Origin of the sequence: Pseudomonas sp. MN1F (assembly GCF_009391885.1) — a bacterium.
Lineage (GTDB): Bacteria > Pseudomonadota > Gammaproteobacteria > Pseudomonadales > Pseudomonadaceae > Aquipseudomonas.
In genome coordinates, this window is record NZ_VZII01000052.1 from 14,402 (window position 1) to 32,407 (window position 18,006).

The 18,006-nt window shown below is 64.1% G+C and carries 17 protein-coding genes; 7 read left to right on the forward strand and 10 right to left on the reverse strand.

The annotated features are described in order from the left end of the window. Window positions 1-16: 16 nt before the first annotated feature. The 5 genes from miaA to F6X59_RS23980 are packed head-to-tail and all read right to left on the reverse strand — an operon-like array spanning window position 17 to window position 5,639. A complete protein-coding gene (gene miaA, locus F6X59_RS23960; RefSeq protein ID WP_152958520.1) occupies window positions 17-988 on the reverse strand; it encodes a tRNA (adenosine(37)-N6)-dimethylallyltransferase MiaA in 972 nt (323 codons plus the stop codon). 1 nt (window position 989) lies between these two features. Further along, window positions 990-2,879 (reverse strand): DNA mismatch repair endonuclease MutL, encoded by a 1,890-nt coding sequence (mutL, locus tag F6X59_RS23965; RefSeq protein ID WP_152958522.1) that lies wholly within the window; start codon window positions 2,877-2,879, stop codon window positions 990-992. Continuing rightward, complete coding sequence (locus tag F6X59_RS23970; RefSeq protein WP_152958524.1) at window positions 2,876-4,306, reverse strand: N-acetylmuramoyl-L-alanine amidase; 1,431 nt, start codon at window positions 4,304-4,306, stop codon at window positions 2,876-2,878. The genes mutL and F6X59_RS23970 overlap by 4 nt, the downstream gene beginning before the upstream one ends. An 11-nt stretch (window positions 4,307-4,317) precedes the next feature. Beyond that, window positions 4,318-4,791, reverse strand: coding sequence for a tRNA (adenosine(37)-N6)-threonylcarbamoyltransferase complex ATPase subunit type 1 TsaE (gene tsaE, locus F6X59_RS23975; RefSeq protein WP_372240506.1), 474 nt, complete (start codon window positions 4,789-4,791; stop codon window positions 4,318-4,320). Beyond that, window positions 4,779-5,639, reverse strand: a complete 861-nt coding sequence (locus F6X59_RS23980; protein WP_152958526.1) for an NAD(P)H-hydrate dehydratase — start codon at window positions 5,637-5,639, stop codon at window positions 4,779-4,781. Before F6X59_RS23980 ends, tsaE begins: the two co-directional genes overlap by 13 nt. A gap of 64 nt (window positions 5,640-5,703) precedes the next feature. Between F6X59_RS23980 and queG the strand changes: the two genes are divergently transcribed. Beyond that, complete coding sequence (queG, locus tag F6X59_RS23985; RefSeq protein ID WP_152958528.1) at window positions 5,704-6,768, forward strand: tRNA epoxyqueuosine(34) reductase QueG; 1,065 nt, start codon at window positions 5,704-5,706, stop codon at window positions 6,766-6,768. Window positions 6,769-6,794: 26 nt separating this feature from the next. On the opposite strand, the gene F6X59_RS23990 is transcribed toward queG, so the two are convergent. Both F6X59_RS23990 and orn read right to left on the reverse strand, forming a co-directional pair. Beyond that, complete coding sequence (locus F6X59_RS23990; RefSeq protein ID WP_054887870.1) at window positions 6,795-7,406, reverse strand: trimeric intracellular cation channel family protein; 612 nt, start codon at window positions 7,404-7,406, stop codon at window positions 6,795-6,797. 91 nt (window positions 7,407-7,497) lie between these two features. Continuing rightward, window positions 7,498-8,040: an oligoribonuclease gene (gene orn, locus F6X59_RS23995; protein ID WP_152958530.1), complete on the reverse strand. Its 543-nt coding sequence runs from the start codon at window positions 8,038-8,040 to the stop codon at window positions 7,498-7,500. A gap of 141 nt (window positions 8,041-8,181) precedes the next feature. Here orn and rsgA point away from each other — a divergent pair, with 141 nt between their 5' ends. Continuing rightward, the gene (gene rsgA / locus F6X59_RS24000; protein ID WP_152958532.1) at window positions 8,182-9,213 is read left to right on the forward strand and encodes a small ribosomal subunit biogenesis GTPase RsgA; all 1,032 of its coding nucleotides are present in this window, start codon (window positions 8,182-8,184) and stop codon (window positions 9,211-9,213) included. 113 nt (window positions 9,214-9,326) lie between these two features. Next, window positions 9,327-9,806 (forward strand): molecular chaperone Tir, encoded by a 480-nt coding sequence (locus F6X59_RS24005; RefSeq protein WP_152958534.1) that lies wholly within the window; start codon window positions 9,327-9,329, stop codon window positions 9,804-9,806. Window positions 9,807-9,836: 30 nt separating this feature from the next. Here the strand turns inward: F6X59_RS24005 and motB are convergent, their stop codons facing one another. Continuing rightward, window positions 9,837-10,871, reverse strand: a complete 1,035-nt coding sequence (motB, locus tag F6X59_RS24010) for a flagellar motor protein MotB (RefSeq protein WP_152958537.1) — start codon at window positions 10,869-10,871, stop codon at window positions 9,837-9,839. A 3-nt stretch (window positions 10,872-10,874) separates the two neighbouring features. After that, entirely contained in the window at window positions 10,875-11,726 is an 852-nt protein-coding gene (gene motA / locus F6X59_RS24015) for a flagellar motor stator protein MotA (protein ID WP_152958538.1), read from the reverse strand. Between the two features lie 130 nt (window positions 11,727-11,856). Here motA and F6X59_RS24020 point away from each other — a divergent pair, with 130 nt between their 5' ends. From F6X59_RS24020 to asd, 3 genes are read left to right on the forward strand one after another with little or no spacing between them, the layout of a single operon-like run. Beyond that, window positions 11,857-13,392 carry an HDOD domain-containing protein gene (locus F6X59_RS24020; protein WP_152958540.1) on the forward strand — a complete coding sequence of 512 codons (1,536 nt, stop codon included), beginning with the start codon at window positions 11,857-11,859 and terminating at the stop codon, window positions 13,390-13,392. 44 nt (window positions 13,393-13,436) lie between these two features. After that, on the forward strand, window positions 13,437-14,264 hold the full coding sequence (locus tag F6X59_RS24025; protein WP_152958542.1) for a rhodanese-like domain-containing protein: 828 nt from the start codon (window positions 13,437-13,439) through the stop codon (window positions 14,262-14,264). Further along, window positions 14,261-15,124: an archaetidylserine decarboxylase gene (gene asd / locus F6X59_RS24030; protein ID WP_152958544.1), complete on the forward strand. Its 864-nt coding sequence runs from the start codon at window positions 14,261-14,263 to the stop codon at window positions 15,122-15,124. The genes F6X59_RS24025 and asd overlap by 4 nt, the downstream gene beginning before the upstream one ends. A gap of 58 nt (window positions 15,125-15,182) precedes the next feature. Here the strand turns inward: asd and serB are convergent, their stop codons facing one another. Continuing rightward, window positions 15,183-16,397 (reverse strand): phosphoserine phosphatase SerB, encoded by a 1,215-nt coding sequence (gene serB / locus F6X59_RS24035; RefSeq protein ID WP_372240507.1) that lies wholly within the window; start codon window positions 16,395-16,397, stop codon window positions 15,183-15,185. Between the two features lie 135 nt (window positions 16,398-16,532). Here serB and F6X59_RS24040 point away from each other — a divergent pair, with 135 nt between their 5' ends. Further along, window positions 16,533-17,996 (forward strand): AhpA/YtjB family protein, encoded by a 1,464-nt coding sequence (locus F6X59_RS24040; protein ID WP_346653987.1) that lies wholly within the window; start codon window positions 16,533-16,535, stop codon window positions 17,994-17,996. The last annotated feature ends 10 nt before the right edge of the window (window positions 17,997-18,006 follow it).

An 18,006-nucleotide genomic window follows, 5' to 3' on the forward strand; every position in this document is an offset into this window, starting at 1 on the left:
GGCTATCAGCAGGGACTCAGCTCAATATGGAGACGGCCCCAAGGTATTTCAAGGTGCGGGACAGATTGTCGCAGGCCAGGCTGTCAAGCCAATGCACGTCAGGCCAGCCGCGCAACCAGGTGAACTGCCGCTTGGCCAGCTGTCGAGTGGCAATGATACCGCGTTCTCGCATCTCATTCTCAGTCAGCTTGCCGTCGAGGTAGTCCCAGACCTGTCGATAACCCACTGCCCGTATAGACGGCAGTCCGGCGTGCAAGTCACTTCTGGCTCGCAGCGATCGGACCTCGTCGACGAAGCCCTGTTCCAGCATCTGCGAAAATCGTAGCGCAATTCGCTTGTGCAAAATGTGACGATCCGCAGGCGCAATCGCCAAACTCGCGACAGTATAGGGCAAATGCCCGCCAGCGCCTGCGTCTGCGCCGCTACTTTCCGCGAATTGACGTTGCCGATGGGCTGTCATGCTCTCGCCACTCACCCGGTAGACTTCCAGCGCGCGGATCAGCCGCTGCGGGTCGTTGGGGTGAATGCGCGCCGCCGACTCCGGGTCAACCTCTGCCAGTTGCCGGTGCAATTCGGCCAGGCCCAGCGCCTCGGCCTGGGCCTCAAGCTCTGCGCGCACCGCCGCATCCGCCGCCGGCATGTCTGCCAGGCCCTCGATCAATGCCTTGTAATAAAGCATGGTGCCGCCGACCAGCAGCGGAATCTTGCCGCGCGCGGTGATATCGGCCATCGCTTCCAGGGCATCAGCGCGAAATTGCGCGGCCGAGTAGCTCTCGGCCGGGTCGCGGATATCGATGAGCCGGTGCGGGTAAGCCGCCAGAATCTCTTTGGAGGGCTTGGCCGAACCAATGTCCAGGCCGCGATACACCAGCGCCGAATCGACGCTGATCAGCTCGCAAGGCAGGACCTTGGTCAGCTCGATGGCGAGGTCGGTCTTGCCGGCCGCCGTCGGGCCCATGAGGAATATCGCAGGGGGTTTGCCGCTCATGTCATCGACCGCGCAGGAAGAGTTTGTCCAGGTCGTCCAGGCCCATCTGGGTCCAGGTCGGACGGCCGTGGTTGCACTGGCCGCTGCGCTCGGTGTTTTCCATGTCGCGCAGCAGGGCGTTCATCTCGGGAATGGCCAGGCGCCGGTTGGCGCGTACGGCGCCGTGGCAGGCCATGGTACCGAGCAGTTCGTTGAGGTGCGCCTGGATCCGGTCGCTGGTGCCATATTCCATCAGGTCGGCGAGCACGTCCTGGACCAGGCGGTTGGCCTCAGCCTGCTTGAGCAGTGCCGGAATCTGGCGGATCGCCAGCGTCTCTGGCCCCAGGCGCTGCAGCTCGAAGCCCAGGCGCTGGAACCACTGGCCGTGCTCCTCGGCGCAATCCGCCTCGCGCTGGCTCAGCGCCAGGGTTTCCGGCACCAGCAGCGGCTGGCCGCTGAGGCCTTCGCTGGCCATGGCCACCTTGAGGCGCTCGTACATGATGCGCTCGTGGGCCGCGTGCATGTCCACCAGCACCAGGCCGACGGCATTCTCGGCGAGGATGTAGATGCCCTTGAGCTGCGCCAGGGCATAACCCAGCGGCGGGATGTCGCCCTGGCTTTCCGGCAGCGCCGAAGGGGTGGGCGCCCCCTCGTTCAGCGGCTTGTAGAACTCGCGGTAGACCGCCTGGGACTCGGCAGCCGGCAACGGTTGCGAAGGGCGCGGGGTGTACTGGTACTGGTAGCCGGCGCCACTGCCGCCATTGGAAATGGAATGCTGCGGTTGTTCGAGCACTGGCGAGGCCAGGCGCATTTCACCCTGCGGGCCAAACTCACCGACCTGCTGGCCAGTCGGGCGAACCACTTCAGGCACGGCAGCAGGCGCCGCCAGCTGATCTTCCGGGCGCACATCAGCCAGGGCGCGGTGCAACGTGCCATAGAGGAAATCATGCACCGAGCGGCCTTCGCGGAAGCGCACTTCGTGCTTGGTCGGGTGGACGTTGACGTCGACGCCATTCGGCTCAAGCTCAAGGAACAGCACGAAGGTCGGGTGCCGGCCGTTGAACAGGACGTCGCGATAGGCCTGACGCACAGCGTGGGCGACCAGCTTGTCGCGCACTGCACGGCCATTGACGAAGAAGTACTGCAAGTCGGCCTGGCTGCGCGAGAAGGTCGGCAGGCCGACCCAGCCCCACAGCCTCAGGCCATTGCGCTCGACGTCGATTGGCAGCGCCTGCTCCATGAAGCCTGGGCCACAGATGGCGCCGACCCGCCGCGCACGGGCAGTTTCATCGTGAGCCTCATGCAGGCTGAGGATGCTCTTGCCGTTGTGGCGCAGGTGGAAGCCGACATCGAAGCGGGCCAGGGCCAGGCGACGGATGACTTCCTGCAGGTGATCGAATTCGGTCTTTTCGGCCTTGAGGAACTTGCGCCGGGCCGGGGTATTGAAGAACAGGTCGCGCACTTCCACCGACGTGCCGACCGGGTGCGCGGCAGGCTGCACGCGCGGGGTCATGTCACGGCCTTCAGTCTCGACCTGCCAGGCCTCGCCAGCGCTGGCAGTGCGCGAAGTCAGGGTCAGGCGCGCCACCGAGCTGATCGATGCCAGCGCCTCGCCCCGGAAGCCCAGGCTCAACACACCTTCAAGGTCTTCCAGCTCGCGAATCTTGCTGGTGGCGTGACGGGCCAGGGCCAGCGGCAGGTCATCGGCGGAAATGCCACTGCCATCGTCACGTACCCGCAGCAGCTTCACACCGCCCTGCTCGACTTCCACATCGATGCGCCGGGCCCCGGAGTCCAGGCTGTTTTCCAACAGTTCCTTGGCCACCGAAGCCGGGCGTTCAACCACCTCGCCGGCGGCAATCTGGTTAGCCAGCCGCGGGCTGAGCAGCTGGATGCGCGAACCACCACTCATTGCGAAGCCAGCGTGGTAGCGGGGATATCGAGGTGCTGGCCGACCTTCAGCTCATCGGTCTTGAGGCTGTTGCTGCTGCGCAGGCTGGCCACGCTGACCTGGTAGCGCACGGCGAGCATAGCCAGGGTTTCGCCCGGGCGCACGGTGTGCTCACGCGGGCCCTGGGCGATCTTGCCGCTGTCGCGCAGCCAGGCAACGTAGGTACCTGGCGGCGGGTTCTGCTGGAAGTACTGGCGCACGCCGGTATGAATCGAACGCGCCAATGCTTGCTGATGGCTGGCAGTGGCCAGCTTGGCGGCTTCGTTGTTGTTCGAGATGAACCCGGTTTCAACGAGGATCGACGGGATATCCGGCGACTTCAGTACCATGAAGCCCGCCTGTTCCACTCGCTGCTTGTGCAGCGACGTCACCCGCCCCATGTTGCCGAGCACCTTTTGCCCGACGTTCAGGCTGGAACTCAGCGTGGCGGTCATCGACAGGTCGAGCAGCACGCCCGCGAGCATGCGGTCCTTGTCGTCGAGGCTGACGTTGCCGGCACCACCAATCAGGTCGGAACGGTTTTCCGTGTCGGCCAACCAGCGCGCAGTCTCGGACGTAGCACCACGGTCGGACAGGGCGAACACCGAGGCGCCAAAGGCAGCGCGCGACGGTGCGGCGTCGGCGTGGATCGAGATGAACAGGTCGGCACCCTTCTTGCGGGCGATCTCGGTGCGCTTGCGCAGCGGGATGAAGTAGTCACCGGTACGGGTCAGCTCGGCGCGGTAACCCCTTTCGGTGTTGATCTGGCGTTGAAGCTCCTTGGCGATCTGCAGCACGATGTCTTTTTCGTGCTGGCCGCTCGAGCCGGATGCGCCCGGGTCTTCACCGCCATGGCCGGCGTCGATGGCGACCACGATGTCGCGCTTGCCACTGGGCACGGGCGGCAGCTTGATTGCAGGCTGGGCCGGGCTCACCGGTACGGCTGGCGTGGTTGCCGGGGTCGGCACTGGCGTGGGTGGCGGGGTCGGTGCCGTGGCAGCGACAGCATCGGCCTCCTGGTCGTACAGGTCGACCACCAGGCGGTTGCCGTACTGGGCATTGGGCGCCAGGGTAAAGCTCTTGGGCGTGACCGACTTCTTCAGGTCGACTACCACGCGCAGGTCGGTGGGGGTACGTTGGGCCGAGCGCACGCTGTTGATCGGCGTATTCGCGGTCGACACGTTCAATGGCGCGGCCAAGGTCGCGCCATTGATGTCGATCACCAGGCGATCGGGTGCACTGAGGGTGAAGACGCTATGCTGCACGGGGCCGGACAGGTCGAAGACCAACCGCGTGTTGTCCGGCGCGCGCCACAGGCGCACGCTCTTGACTTGAGTGACGGCCAGAGCGTCAACGGTCACCGCTGTCAGCAGCAATCCAACGACAGCGACCAGTGCGCGTATGCGCATACCTACCCCACTTACTGTTTATAGTGTTCGGCCAGTGCAGTGCACCAGGCCTCGCCGCGAGCCCCCTGCGGCGTAAGGTCAAGCGAGCGGCCGCCCGCTTGGGGGCTTATGGTAATGGTCAGGTCGGGCTTTGGCAAAACGCCCGCACCCTTTTGTGGCCATTCGAACAGGCACAGCGGATCGCCCTCGAAATAGTCACGAATCCCCATGAACTCCAGCTCTTCCGGGTCGACCAGGCGATACAGGTCGAAATGGAAGGCGCGCACGTCACCGATTTCGTAGGGTTCTACCACGGTGAAAGTCGGACTTTTCACTGCACCAGTATGGCCCAGGCTACGGATCAGGCCACGCGAGAGCGTAGTCTTGCCCGCGCCCAGGTCGCCTTCGAGAAAAATCACGCCACGACCGCCGGTCACCTCGGCCAGTTTTGCGCCGAAATCGACCGTGGCCGCTTCATCGGCCAGAAACAGGGTTAAGCCAGACACGCAGAATGCTCCTCCAACAACTCACGAATGACCGGCGCCAGATCACTGGCTGCCAGGCCTCTACCTTTGACGCCAAGGCGTTCCCCTGCACAGGCATGCAGCCATACGCCCAGGCCTGCCGCGCTCCAGGCATCCAGCCCCTGGGCCAGCAACGCCGCCAGCACGCCGGTCAGCACGTCACCCAGCCCTGCACCGGCCATCGCCGGATGGCCCCGCTCGCACAGCGCCAGCTGGCCGGTCGGGTCCGCCACCAGGGTACCGGCGCCCTTGAGCACGCAGACGCTGGCATAGCGGCGAGCCAGCTTGCGCGCCGCACCTGGGCGATCAGCCTGCACGGCCTCGGTGGATATGCCTAGCAGCCGAGCCGCCTCCCCCGGGTGCGGGGTGAGGATGCTGCCACTGGGCAGCGCCAGTGGCGTGCGTGCCAGCAGGTTCAGTGCGTCGGCATCCCACACCTGCGGGCGCTCGGCATTAGCCACTGCGGACAACAGGCTGCGGCCCCAGGCGGCCTGCCCCAGGCCGGGCCCCACCACCAGCACCGAGGCACGCTCCAGCACACCGATCAACTGATTGGCCGACTCGACCCCCAGGCACATGGCTTCCGGCATGCGCGCCAGCCCGGCCACGACGTGATCCGGGCGTGTCGCCACGCTGACCAGCCCGGCACCGCAGCGCAGCGCAGCCTCGGCACTGAGCAGGACGGCGCCACCGGTGCCCAGGTCGCCACCGACGACCAGCACATGGCCAAAGTCGCCTTTATGGGCATGCGCGTGTCGTGCCGACAGGCGTGCAACGGTCACGCTGCTGATCAGTTGCGGGGCATTGCTGGGGTGATTGGTCTGCGGCATGGGGTCAAAGGCTCCAATGTCTGGCAGAATTATACGCACCTGAGCCCGTATTGCCTGCCCATCCATGTCCGCTTGTACGCCTGACCTCGCCCAACTGGCCCAATCCATCAAGATCTGGGGCCAAGAACTCGGTTTTGCCCACGTCGGCATCGCCGGTGTCGACCTTGGCGAACACGAACAACACCTGCAACGCTGGCTCGACGCCGGCTACCAGGGCGAAATGGAGTACCTCGGCGCCCATGGCAGCAAGCGCGCCCACCCCGACCAACTGATTCCCGGCACAGTACGCGTGGTGTCGCTGCGCATGGACTACTTGCCCGGCGACACGCAGATGGCGCATCGCCTGGCACAGCCGGAAAAGGCCTACGTGTCGCGCTACGCCCTGGGCCGCGACTACCACAAGCTGGTGCGCAAACGCGTGCAGTTCCTGGCGGACCGCATCCAGGAAGCGATCGGGCCGTTCGGCTACCGCGCCTTCGTCGACAGCGCCCCGGTACTGGAGAAGGCCCTTGCCGAGCAAGCCGGGCTGGGCTGGATCGGCAAGAATACCCTGCTGCTCAACCGCAAGGCCGGCAGCTATTTCTTCCTGGCCGAACTGTTCGTCGACCTGCCGCTGCCGGTGGACGAGGCGCATACCAGTGAACACTGCGGGCGCTGCCAGGCGTGCCTGGATATCTGCCCGACCCAGGCATTCATCGGGCCCTACGTGCTGGATGCGCGGCGCTGCATTTCCTACCTGACCATCGAATTGCGCGGGCCCATTCCGGTGGAGTTGCGTTCGATGATGGGCAATCGCGTGTTTGGTTGCGATGACTGCCAGATCGTCTGCCCGTGGAACCGCTTTGCCAATTACAGCCAGGAGCAGGACTTCCAGCCGCGGCATGGGCTGGAGAATGCCGAGCTGGCGGAGATGTTCCTGTGGGACGAGCGAACCTTCCTGCGCAAGACCGAGGGCGGGCCGTTGCGGCGTGCGGGGTATGAGCGGTTCTTGCGCAACCTGGCGGTGGGGTTGGGCAATGCGCCTTCGACGATCCCGGTGATCGAGGCATTGAAGGCCCGGCGGGAGGATGGATCGGAACTGGTGCGCGAGCATGTGGAGTGGGCGCTGGCCCGGCATGGCGCTGAATAGCCGGGGCCGCTGCGCGGCCCCAGAATTCACTGCTGGTCGTTGTAGTGGAACTTGGGCATTTCCCAATGGAAACGAATCGCCAGCAAGCGCACCAGGAAGCCACCGAACAAGGTCAGCAGCATCGCCTGCTCCGCGGGTAGCTTGAAGTACACGCAGCCCAGATAGAACCAAGCCGCCGCGAACGACACACTGGCATACAGCTCACGACGGAACACCAACGGGATGTCGTTACAGAAAATATCCCGCAGGATCCCGCCAAATACCCCAGTGATCACCCCGCTGATCGACGCCACCAGCATGCCCTGCCCCATCTCCAGCGCGGTCATGCAGCCAATCAGGGTAAACGCCACCAGGCCCAAGGCATCCAGCACCAGGAACAGCGATCGCAAACGGCGCATCATCGGCGCAATGAAAATCGTCAACAGCGCGGCGAAGCTGGTCAACACCAGGTACTCCGGGTGCTTCACCCAGGTCAGCGGGTAGTGCCCCAGCAGCACGTCACGCACCGAGCCGCCGCCCAGGGCGGTCACGCAGGCGATCAGCACAACACCAAACCAGTCCATGCCACGGCGGCCGGCGGACAGGGCACCGGTCATGGCTTCGGCGGTAATGGCGATCAGGTAAAGCATCAACAACATGGCGCAGGTCCGAGCGGGAAAGGCGCGCAGTCTAACCAGTTGCCTGAGGCACCAAAAGAGGGCGCCAGCACAATATCTGCGCCCCTTCGGCTCATACCTTGATGAAATGCTCGCGGTAGTGACGCAGTTCGGCGATCGACTCGCGGATATCGTCCAGCGCCAGGTGGGTGCCGCCCTTCTTGAAGCTGTCACGCACATCCGGTGCCCAGCGCGCGGCCAGTTCCTTCAGAGTGGAGACATCGAGGTTGCGATAGTGGAAGTAGTTTTCCAGGCCGCGCATGTGCCGGTAGAGGAAGCGGCGATCCTGGCAGATGCTGTTGCCGCAGATCGGCGACTTGCCTTTCGGCACCCACTGCTCAAGGAAGGCGATGGTCTGCGCTTCGGCTTCGGCCATGCTGATCTTGCTGTCACGCACGCGCTGGGTCAGGCCCGACGCGCCATGGGTGCGGGTGTTCCACTCGTCCATGCGCGCCAGCACTTCGTCACTGTGATGGATGGCGATTACCGGGCCTTCGGCCAGGGTGTTCAGCTCGCTGTCGGTGACGATGGTGGCCATCTCGATGATGACGTCGTGGTCCGGGTCCAGGCCGGTCATTTCCAGATCGATCCAGATCAGGTTCTGTGGGTTCTGCATGAAGGGGCTCCTCGTATAGGCCGTCATATTAGCCTAGCGACGCCGGCCTGCGCATGCGCGGCGCAAAGGTAACCAGAATGGTCCATGAGCGGGCGTGCTAAACTGCCTGCCGTTTTCAACTTGCCCCACCTTGGAAGGTCCATGGCCAAACGCCAGCTCAATCGGCGCCAGAACTGGCGTATCGAAAAAATCCAGAACGAACGCGCCGCTCGCGCCGCCAAACGCGAGCAGCACGCGCTGCAAGAGCTGGAGGGCGGCGACCTGGGGCCGGAACAATTGGGCCTGGTGATCGCCCACTTCGGCGTGCAGGTCGAGGTAGAAGCTCAGGACGGCGAAGCCGCCGGCCAGGTGTTCCGCTGCCACCTGCGGGCCAACTTGCCGGCGCTGGTCACTGGCGACCGCGTGGTCTGGCGCGCCGGCAACCAGGGCATCGGCGTAATCGTCGCGCAGATGCCGCGCAGCACCGAGCTGTGCCGGCCGAACAACCACGGCCAGCTCAAGCCGGTGGCGGCTAACGTCGACCTGATCGTGATCGTCTTCGCCCCGGCGCCGGAGCCACACCCGAACCTGATCGACCGCTACCTGGTGGCCGCCGAGCACGCCGGCATCCGCCCGCTGCTGCTGCTGAACAAGGCCGACCTGATCGACGACGAGAACGGCCCGGGCCTGCACGCGCTGCTCGAGGTCTACCGTGAGCTAGGCTACCCGCTGCTGGAAGTCTCCGCGCACCATGGCGACGGCATGCAGCGCCTGCAGCAGATGCTCGACGGGCACATCAGCGTGTTCGTCGGCCAGTCGGGCGTGGGCAAGTCGTCGCTGGTCAACAGCCTGCTGCCAGATGCCGGCACCCGCGTCGGCGACCTGTCCGAATGGTCCGGGCAGGGCCAGCACACCACCACCACGGCACGCCTGTATCACTTCCCCAACGGCGGCGACCTGATCGACTCGCCGGGCATCCGCGAATTCGGCCTCGGCCATGTCAGCCGCGACGACGTGGAAGATGGCTTCATCGAGTTCCGCGACTTGTTCGGCACCTGCCGTTTCCGCGACTGCAAGCATGATCGCGAACCGGGATGCGCACTGCTCAAGGCCCTCGAAGAAGGCCGTATCAAGCCGCAACGGATGAACAGCTACCGCTCGATCATCGCCAGCCTGCCGGAAGACAGCTACTGATTTGTAGGAAATATTACCGGTGCGCGTAGGACGCCTCCGGTTTTCCTGCCATCTATTGCCCTGGCCGTCGCTTTCCCTGAAGGTCACGACTTCTATCAGGGAGGGCAACCGCGATGCCGGTTTTTATCAGCTACCGCCACGAAGAGCGGCTTGACGCCTTCATCCTCAACGAACGCCTGCTGCTCGAAGGCATCACCGCGCAGCTGGTGGAGTTTGCCAGCGACGGCCAGACCCACGACGATCTCTACGCCAGCGCCTGCCAGCAGATAAGCGATGCAACCCACTGGATTGGCCTGCTGCCCGCAGAAGCCGACCTGGACTGGTGGACCGCCTGGCTGCTGGCGGCTGCAGTGATGGCCAACCGGCGGGTCAGCTTCTATCGCAAAGGGGGCGGCGAACTACCCGCACACCTCGGCAAATGGCCGGTCATGCGCGAGAGAGTGCATATCGACCTGTTCGTGAGGGCGTATCACGATGAGCGCACATTCGAGCGGGCAATGGTGTTGCCAAATGGGAGCGGTACGTGTGCCGACCGGCACAACGCGGATTTCTTTCATGCAGATCTGAAGGCCAAGATCAGGCGGGGGTTTTGAGACTTTGGGGCCGCAAAGCGGCCCCGGCGTTTACTGATCCTTTTGCTCATCCATCTTCAAGGTCCCATCCTCGAAGATGTTCAGCTTCTGACGCAGCTCACGCGGCTGCATCGGCGCCTGGGCAGCGGCATCTCCCGCCGCCGGCGCGGCCGGAGCCGCCGCCCCAGGCGCTGCACCTGCTGGCGGGGCCGGCTGGGCAGGGGCCTCGGGAGCCCCCTGCTCACCCTCGATGTTGCGCTGCGCCTTCTTGGTCAGGACGATGATGTCGATGCGGCGGTTGACCGGGTTGAACGGGTTCTTGCGGTCGAACAGCGACGAAGAGGCATATCCCACCACCCGCGCCACCTGGCCATCGGGATAACCGCCGGCAACCAAGGCTCGACGTGCAGCGTTGGCACGGTTGGCCGAGAGCTCCCAGTTACCGAAGTCGCCCGTACCGGAGTACGGTTTGGCATCGGTGTGGCCACTGATGCTGATCTTGTTCGGCACCGCCTTGATGGTGTCGGCCATGGCCAGCAGGATGTCTTCGAAATACGGCTGCAGGCGCGCACTGCCGATGTCGAACATCGGCCGGTTCTCGGCGTCCATGATCTGGATGCGCAGGCCGTCCTGGGTAATTTCAAACAGGATCTGGTCCTTGAACTTCTGCAGCTGCGGGTTTTCCTCGACCTTGTTCTGCAGTTCCTGCAACAGCAACTCGAGGCGCTCGCGCTCGACCTGTTCGGCCATGGTCTCGACCTGATCCTTGTCCAGCTGGATGCTGGTATCAGGTGTAGGTTCGGACTTCACTTCCGGGTTGATGGTCTTTTCCGGCGCCATCTGCGGCGAGCCACCCAGGTCGATGACGTAAGGCGTGCCACTTTCGGAAAAACCGATCGGGTCCTTGAAGTAGCCGGCAATGGCGATCTTCTGTTCAGGCGTGGCCGTGGAAAGCAGCCACAGCACCAGGAAGAACGCCATCATCGCCGTGGCGAAGTCGGCAAACGCGATCTTCCAGGCGCCGCCATGGTGCCCGCCACCGAAGCGCTTGACGCGCTTGATGATTATCGGCTGATTGTTCTCCATGACTCAGCGACCGCGAACCGCTTGTTCCAGCTCGGCAAAGCTTGGGCGATGCTTCGGATACAGCACCTTGCGCCCGAACTCGACGGCCAGCGAAGGCGGCATGCCGGAAGCCGAGGCCACCAGCGAGGCCTTGATCGATTCATAGAGGTTGAGCTCTTCCTTGGCATCGTGCTCAAGGCACTTGGCCAGCGGGCCGAAGAAGCCATAGGCGGCGAGAATACCGAAGAAGGTACCGACCAGTGCCGCACCCACGTGCAGGCCGATCGACTTCTGGTCACCATCACCCAGCGATGCCATGGTCACCACGATACCCAGTACCGCCGCGACAATACCGAAGCCCGGCATGCCGTCGGCGATGCCACTGACGGCGTGAGACGGGTGCTCGAGCTCCTCTTTCATGCTCAGCAGTTCCATGTCGAACAGGCCTTCGAGCTCATGGGGTGCCATGTTGCCGGTGGACATGATGCGCAGGTAGTCGCAGATGAACGCGGTCATGCGCTCGTCGCCCAGCACCGCCGGGTACTTGGCGAAGATCGGGCTGGCGGCGGCGTCTTCGATGTCGCTCTCGATCGCCATCATGCCTTCGCGGCGGCTCTTGTTGAGGATTTCATACACCAGGCCCAGCACTTCCAGGTAGAAAGCATGGGAGAAGCGCGAGCCGAACATCTTCATCGACTTCTTGATTACATGCATGGTCATGTAACCCGGGTTGGCCTGCATGAAGGCGCCAAAGGCTGCACCGCCAATGATCAGCACTTCGAACGGCTGGATCAGCGCCGCGATCTTGCCGTGGGAGAGTACATATCCGCCGAGCACGCTCGCGAATACGACGATGATGCCGATAATTTTAGCCATAGGATCAAAGCACTTGCTGTCGTGGTCAGGGAGTGGGACGGGAGCTTTAAAACTCTTCTTCTACTTATCGGCAGAACTGCGCCAGACTATAGCCACTAAAAGCGAAAAGCCAGTTCGGACTGATGTCAAAATGCCAATGGAATCCAAGGTGCCCACTCAGAATCCGCGTACGGTAGAAGCCTGGGTCAAACTGCTAGACGGTATTCGCGTACCGGTCCCGAAGCAGAGTTATGACCGGGTCATGAGCGCCATCAACGACAACCGTCGCTCGTTGCGCGAGATTGCCGAACTGATGCAGGACAGCCCCGCCCTGGTATTGTCGGTGATGCGCGAGGCCAACCACCCTGCCAATGCCAGCCAGGCCGAACCGGCCGAAAGCCTGGAAATCGCCCTGAACCGCCTGGGCCTGGCGCGCAGCAGGGAACTGCTGATGCGCTTGCCGGCCGTGCCGGAAGACGACATTCCGCCGGTGCTGCGCCAGTTCCTGCTGATCAGCCAGCACGCCGCGCAACAAGCCAGCGGCCTGTTCGCCAGCCGCCTGGCGCGCCTGTGGCAGGAGATCCACTGGGGCAGCCTGCTGTTCCTTGCCCCGCTGTGGCCGCTGGCCCTGGCCCAGCCCAAGCTGCTGGACGCGTGGGAGTTGCGGGTCATTCACAAGGGCGAAACCGCAGCCGACGTGGAGCAGGAACTGTTCGGCGTGCGCATCTTCGCCCTGTGCCAGGCCATGGCCGAACACTGGCGCCTCCCCAAGTGGGTGACCCAAGGCTATCGCCTGCTGCTCGAAGAGCGCGACCAACTGGCGCTGGTGCTGAGCATCGCACGTGATGAAGACCCGCTCAGCCAGCAGCATCGCCTGGACGAAGCACCTGGCTTGCGCCGCTGGTTCAATGAGCCGGCCAATACCGTGCTGCTGGCCAACAACCTGGCCCTGGCGGCGCAAGTAGGCTGGGACAACCCGCACCTGCTGCGCTGGCAACTGCTGACCGCGCTGTACCTGCAGACCTCGCTTGAAGACGTGCAGCAGCAAGTTCACCAACAAGCAGCGGCCAGCGCCCGCCGCCACGCCCGCCATGCCCTGTTCCACCCCGCCGAGGCGCTGATCTGGCCCTGGGACCAGCGTCGCCCGCACCCGGACATGCTCACCCCGCCGCCGCCTTCCAGCGACGCCCTCGGGCGCTGGCGCAAGCTATGCCAGGAATTACTGACCCAACCCAGCCCGTTCACCAATGCCGTGCACCTGGCCACCCATGCGCGCGAAGCGCTGCAAGCCTGCGGGATGCAGCGCATCATGCTGCTGAGCCTGGACAAAGCCAGTGACTGCCTGCGCGTGCAGCAGATCGCCGGCCTGCCCAAGGAAGCAGGTGGCATTGCCCTTGAGATCGAGCAGAACAAGCTGCTGCAAAAGCTGATGAGCAAGGCCGGCCAACTGCGCCTGACGCCCGAGAACCACACCCAGTTCTCGGCGCTGCTGCCAGCCCCGCTGCGTGCACTGTTGCGCAGTGAACACCTGTTGCTGCGCTCGTTGGCCGTCGGCGACCAGGTATTGATGCTGGTCGTCGCCGATCAGGGCGGCAAGCCACTGGCCGATGTCAGCGTGCAGGCCTTCGGCAAGACTTCGCAATGTATCGAGCGTGCGCTGGCGGTGTTTGCCAAACGCGGCGCCTGAGCCTTGCGCTACAATCGCCCCTCTTTCCACACTGGAGAACGTGGATGACTGACTTTTCCGGCCTGCCTTTGGTGATCGAAGCCGCAGACCTGCTGCCGCGCCTGGATTCACGCCAGCTGATCCTGGTCGACCTGAGCAGCGCCAACCGCTATGTCAGCGGGCATATCCCCGGCGCCCGCTTCGTCGAGGGCAAGCGCACCCAGCTTGGCCAGCCTCCGGCACCCGGCCTGCTGCCGGCCCTGGGCGACCTGGAAAAGCTGTTCAGCGAACTGGGCCACCGTGACGATGCCGTCTACGTGGTGTACGACGATGAAGGCGGCGGCTGGGCCGGGCGCTTCATCTGGCTGCTCGATGTCATCGGCCATACGCGCTACCACTATCTCAATGGCGGTATCCAGGCCTGGCCGGCAGACAAGCTCACCACTGACGTGCCCTTGCCTGGCAAGGACCCCGTGCACCTGCAACTGCACGACGAACCGACTGCCACGCGCGAATACCTGCAAAGCCGCCTGGGCGCCGACGACCTGGTGGTCTGGGATGCCCGCGGCCCGCAGGAATTCAACGGCGAAAAAGTCCTGGCTGCCAAAGCCGGGCACATTCCCGGCGCCGTCAACTTCGAGTGGACGGCCGGCATGGACCTCAACGACCATCTGCGCATCCGCAAGGACATCGCTGAAGTCCTGCAACAATTGGGCATCACCCCGGACAAGGAAGTGATCACCCACTGCCAGACCCACCGCCGCTCCGGTTTCACCTACCTGGTGGCCAAATCCCTCGGCTACCCACGCATTAAGGCTTATGCCGGTTCGTGGAGCGAATGGGGCAACCACCCGGACACGCCTGTCGAAGTTCAAGGACAATCAACTCAATGAAATCCCGTCTGTTCATCCTCAGCCAGTACCTGCTGCCGCACCACTTGCTGTCGCGCCTGGCTGGCTGTGTCGCCGAGTGCCGTGCGCGCTGGTTCAAGAACGCCTTCACCGCCTGGTTCGCCAAGCGTTACCAGGTGAACATGAACGAAGCGCTGGTCGAAGACCTCACCGCCTACGAGCACTTCAACGCCTTCTTCACCCGCGCCCTCAAGCCAGGTGCACGCCCGCTGGACGAAACCCCGGGCGCAATCCTCTGCCCGGCCGATGGTGCCGTCAGCCAGCTGGGCCCGATCGAACACGGTCGTATCTTCCAGGCCAAGGGCCACAGCTTCAGCGCGCTTGAGTTGCTCGGTGGTGATCCGGCACTGGCCGCGCCATTCATGGGCGGCGAGTTCGCCACCATCTACCTGTCGCCGAAGGACTACCACCGCGTGCACATGCCGCTGGCCGGTACCCTGCGTGAGATGGTCTACGTGCCGGGCCGTCTGTTCTCGGTCAACCAGACCACTGCCGAGAACGTTCCGGAGCTGTTTGCCCGCAACGAGCGTGTGGTGTGCCTGTTCGATACCGAGCGCGGGCCGATGGCCGTGGTGCTGGTCGGTGCAATGATCGTCGCCTCGATCGAGACTGTCTGGGCCGGCCTGGTCACGCCACCGAAACGTGAACTGAAGACTTTCCGTTACGACGAAAGCAGCCGTGCACCGATTCACCTGGAGAAAGGTGCCGAGCTGGGCCGCTTCAAGCTGGGCTCGACCGCCATCGTGCTGTTTGGGCCAGAGCAAGTGAAATGGGCCCAGACCCTCGGCGCAGCTTCGGCTGTGCGCATGGGCGAACTGCTGGCGACCCCTGTCCAGGCTTGAGCCTAGCCACAAAAAAAGGCCCTGCATGTGCATGCAGGGCCTTTTTTTTAACCGCGGATCAGCCGCGGGCGTCGCGGTCGCGCAGGCCCAGCAGGTACAGCACGCCATCCAGCCCCAGGGTGGAAATCGCCTGCTTGGCCGACTGGCGCACCAGCGGCTTGGCGCGGAAGGCCACGCCCAGGCCGGCCAGCGACAGCATCGGCAGGTCGTTGGCGCCATCGCCCACGGCGATGGTCTGCTCCAGTTGCAGGCCTTCTTCACTGGCCAGATGTTGCAGCAAATCAGCCTTGCGCTGGGCATCGACGATCGGCTCTACGGCCACGCCGGTCACCTTGCCATCGACCACTTCCAGTTCGTTGGCAAACACGTAATCGATGCCCAGCCGCGCCTGCACCTGCTTGGCGAAATACGAGAAACCACCGGACAGGATCGCCGTCTTGTAGCCCAGACGCTTGAGCTCGGCGAACAGGTTCTCGGCACCTTCGGTCAGGCGCAGGGAAGCACCGATTTCGTCGAGTACGCCGACATCCAGGCCCTTGAGCAGTGCCATGCGTTCCTTGAAGCTGGCGCGGAAGTCCAGCTCGCCGCGCATGGCCCGCTCGGTGATCGCGGCAACCTGCTCGCCCACACCCGCTGCCTTGGCCAGTTCGTCGATGACTTCCGCCTCGATCAGGGTCGAGTCCATGTCGAATACCGCCAGGCGGCGGTTGCGGCGGAACAGGTCGTCCTTCTGGAACGCAATGTCGATGCTCAGCTCTTCAGACAACGCGAAGAAGTCAGCACGCAGCGCCTGGGCGTCGCTCGGTACGCCACGCACGGAAATTTCCAACGCCGCCTTGCCCTTTTCGCTCGATGCGCCCAGGGCAACCCGCGCCGACAGGCGTTCGATACGTTCGATGGTCAGGCCATACTGGCTGATGACTGCGCTGACGCGTTGCAGTTGCTCGGGGGTGATCTTGCGGCTGAGCAGGGTCGCGATATGTCGCGCTTCGCCCTGGGCATCGGCCCAATGCTGGTAGTCGGCCTCGGAGATCGGCGTGTAACGCGCTTGCAGGTTCAGCTCGTGGGCCTTGGACTGCACGCTCTGCAGCAGGCTGGTAGCCACTTCGTTATCCGGGATATCAACCAGGATGCCGAACGACAGGGTGCCGTGCATGACCGCCAGGCCGATGTCGAGGATGTTCACACCGCCCTGGAGCAGGACGCCGGTAATGGCGGCGGTAAGACCCGGGCGGTCCTCACCGGTGATGTTGATCAGAACGATTTCGCGCACAACCTGGCTCCGACTTCGATGAAAAATGCGCATTCTACCGATTTTCCATGACCATCGGGCGCCAACTCTACTTTGCCGACAAAACACTGCTCGCTATACTGCCCAACACTTTTATGCCATTAAGAGCCGAGCTCTGTGAACCGGCCCACGCCCGTCAAAACCGACAACTTCTTCATCATGATCTTCCGAGCCCTGCGCCAACGTCGCGTGCCCCTGGCATTGCGCATCGCCACCACCAACATTTTCCTGGTGGCGCTGGCGTTGGTGATCTATGCCTGCGTGATGGGCCTGCAGTTCAAGCAGGCCATGCACGAGCAGGCCGACGCCCTCGGCCAGAGCCTGACCACCCAGACCGCCACCTCGGCCACCGAGCTGCTGGTGTCCAACGACATCCTCAGCCTCAACGTGCTGCTGGGCAACCTGGTGAAAAACCCGCTGGTGGCCCATGCGGCCATCTACAGCGTGGATAACCGCATCCTCGCCGAGGCAGGCCAGCGCCCGCGCAACAGCCTGCTGGGCGAGGCCGAAGGCCTGTACCAGACCAAGATCACGTTCCAGGACGTGACCGCCGGTCAGCTGCGCATCAGCCTGGACATGAGTCAGTTCCAGCAGCCGATGCTGATCAGCCTGCAGAGCATGGGCATCCTCGCCGCCATCCTGCTGGCCCTGGCGCTGAGCCTGAGCCTGCGCCAAGGCCGCCACATCACCCTGCCGCTGCTGCAGCTGCGGGTGTGGCTGCGTGACCCGCACCCTTACACCCCGGCCATCGACCGTCAGGACGAGATCGGCGACATCGCCCGCCAGCTGCACGCCCGCTTGGCACCGCCACCTCCGCCCGAGCCGGAACCGGAGGAAGAAGAGGACGAACACGAGTTCGACGACCTGCACGACGAGGCCCCGGCCAAGCCCGCACAGCGCGCCAAGGCCGTGGTCCAGGCGGACGAGGACGACGACGCTGCCTTCGCTGGGTTGCTGGACGACGAGGAACAACCCGCGGCCAAACCTGCCGTGGTCGAATCCGACGAGCCGCAGAACACCGCGGTACTGGCCGTGCAACTGGGCTCCCAGGAACAACTGCGTCGCCTGCCGCGCACGCGCCTGACCGAGCTGCTGGAGCGCTATCGTGGTTGCCTGGAACAGGCTGCTTCGCTGTATGAAGGCGATATCCACACGCTCAACGATGGCAGCACCCTGGTGCTGTTCCACAGCCGCGACTGCGGTGAGGACTACCTGACCAACGCCATTTGCTGCGGTGAGCTGCTGCGCGCGCTGGGCCATGCCCTGCAGATCGAAGTGGCCGACAGCGGCATCACCCTGCAACTGCAACTGGGCCTGGCCCTGGGCGATGACCTGCAAGGGCTGGAGCAGGTCGACCTGCTGATGGCCGAAAAGGCCCAGGACGCGCTGGCACTGTCGCAGCACAGCCGCAACCTGCTGCTGGTGGAGCGTCAGATCAGTGATGACGAACTGATCCGCAAGCGCGCCCGCATCCGTCCGATCGCCAGCCCTGAAGGGGCTTGCTGTGTGGAGCGGTTGATGGAGCCTTACCCGTCGATGCTGGAGCGCCAGCTGGCGCGGATGCACGAGCGCCGGGCCTGATTTCACATCC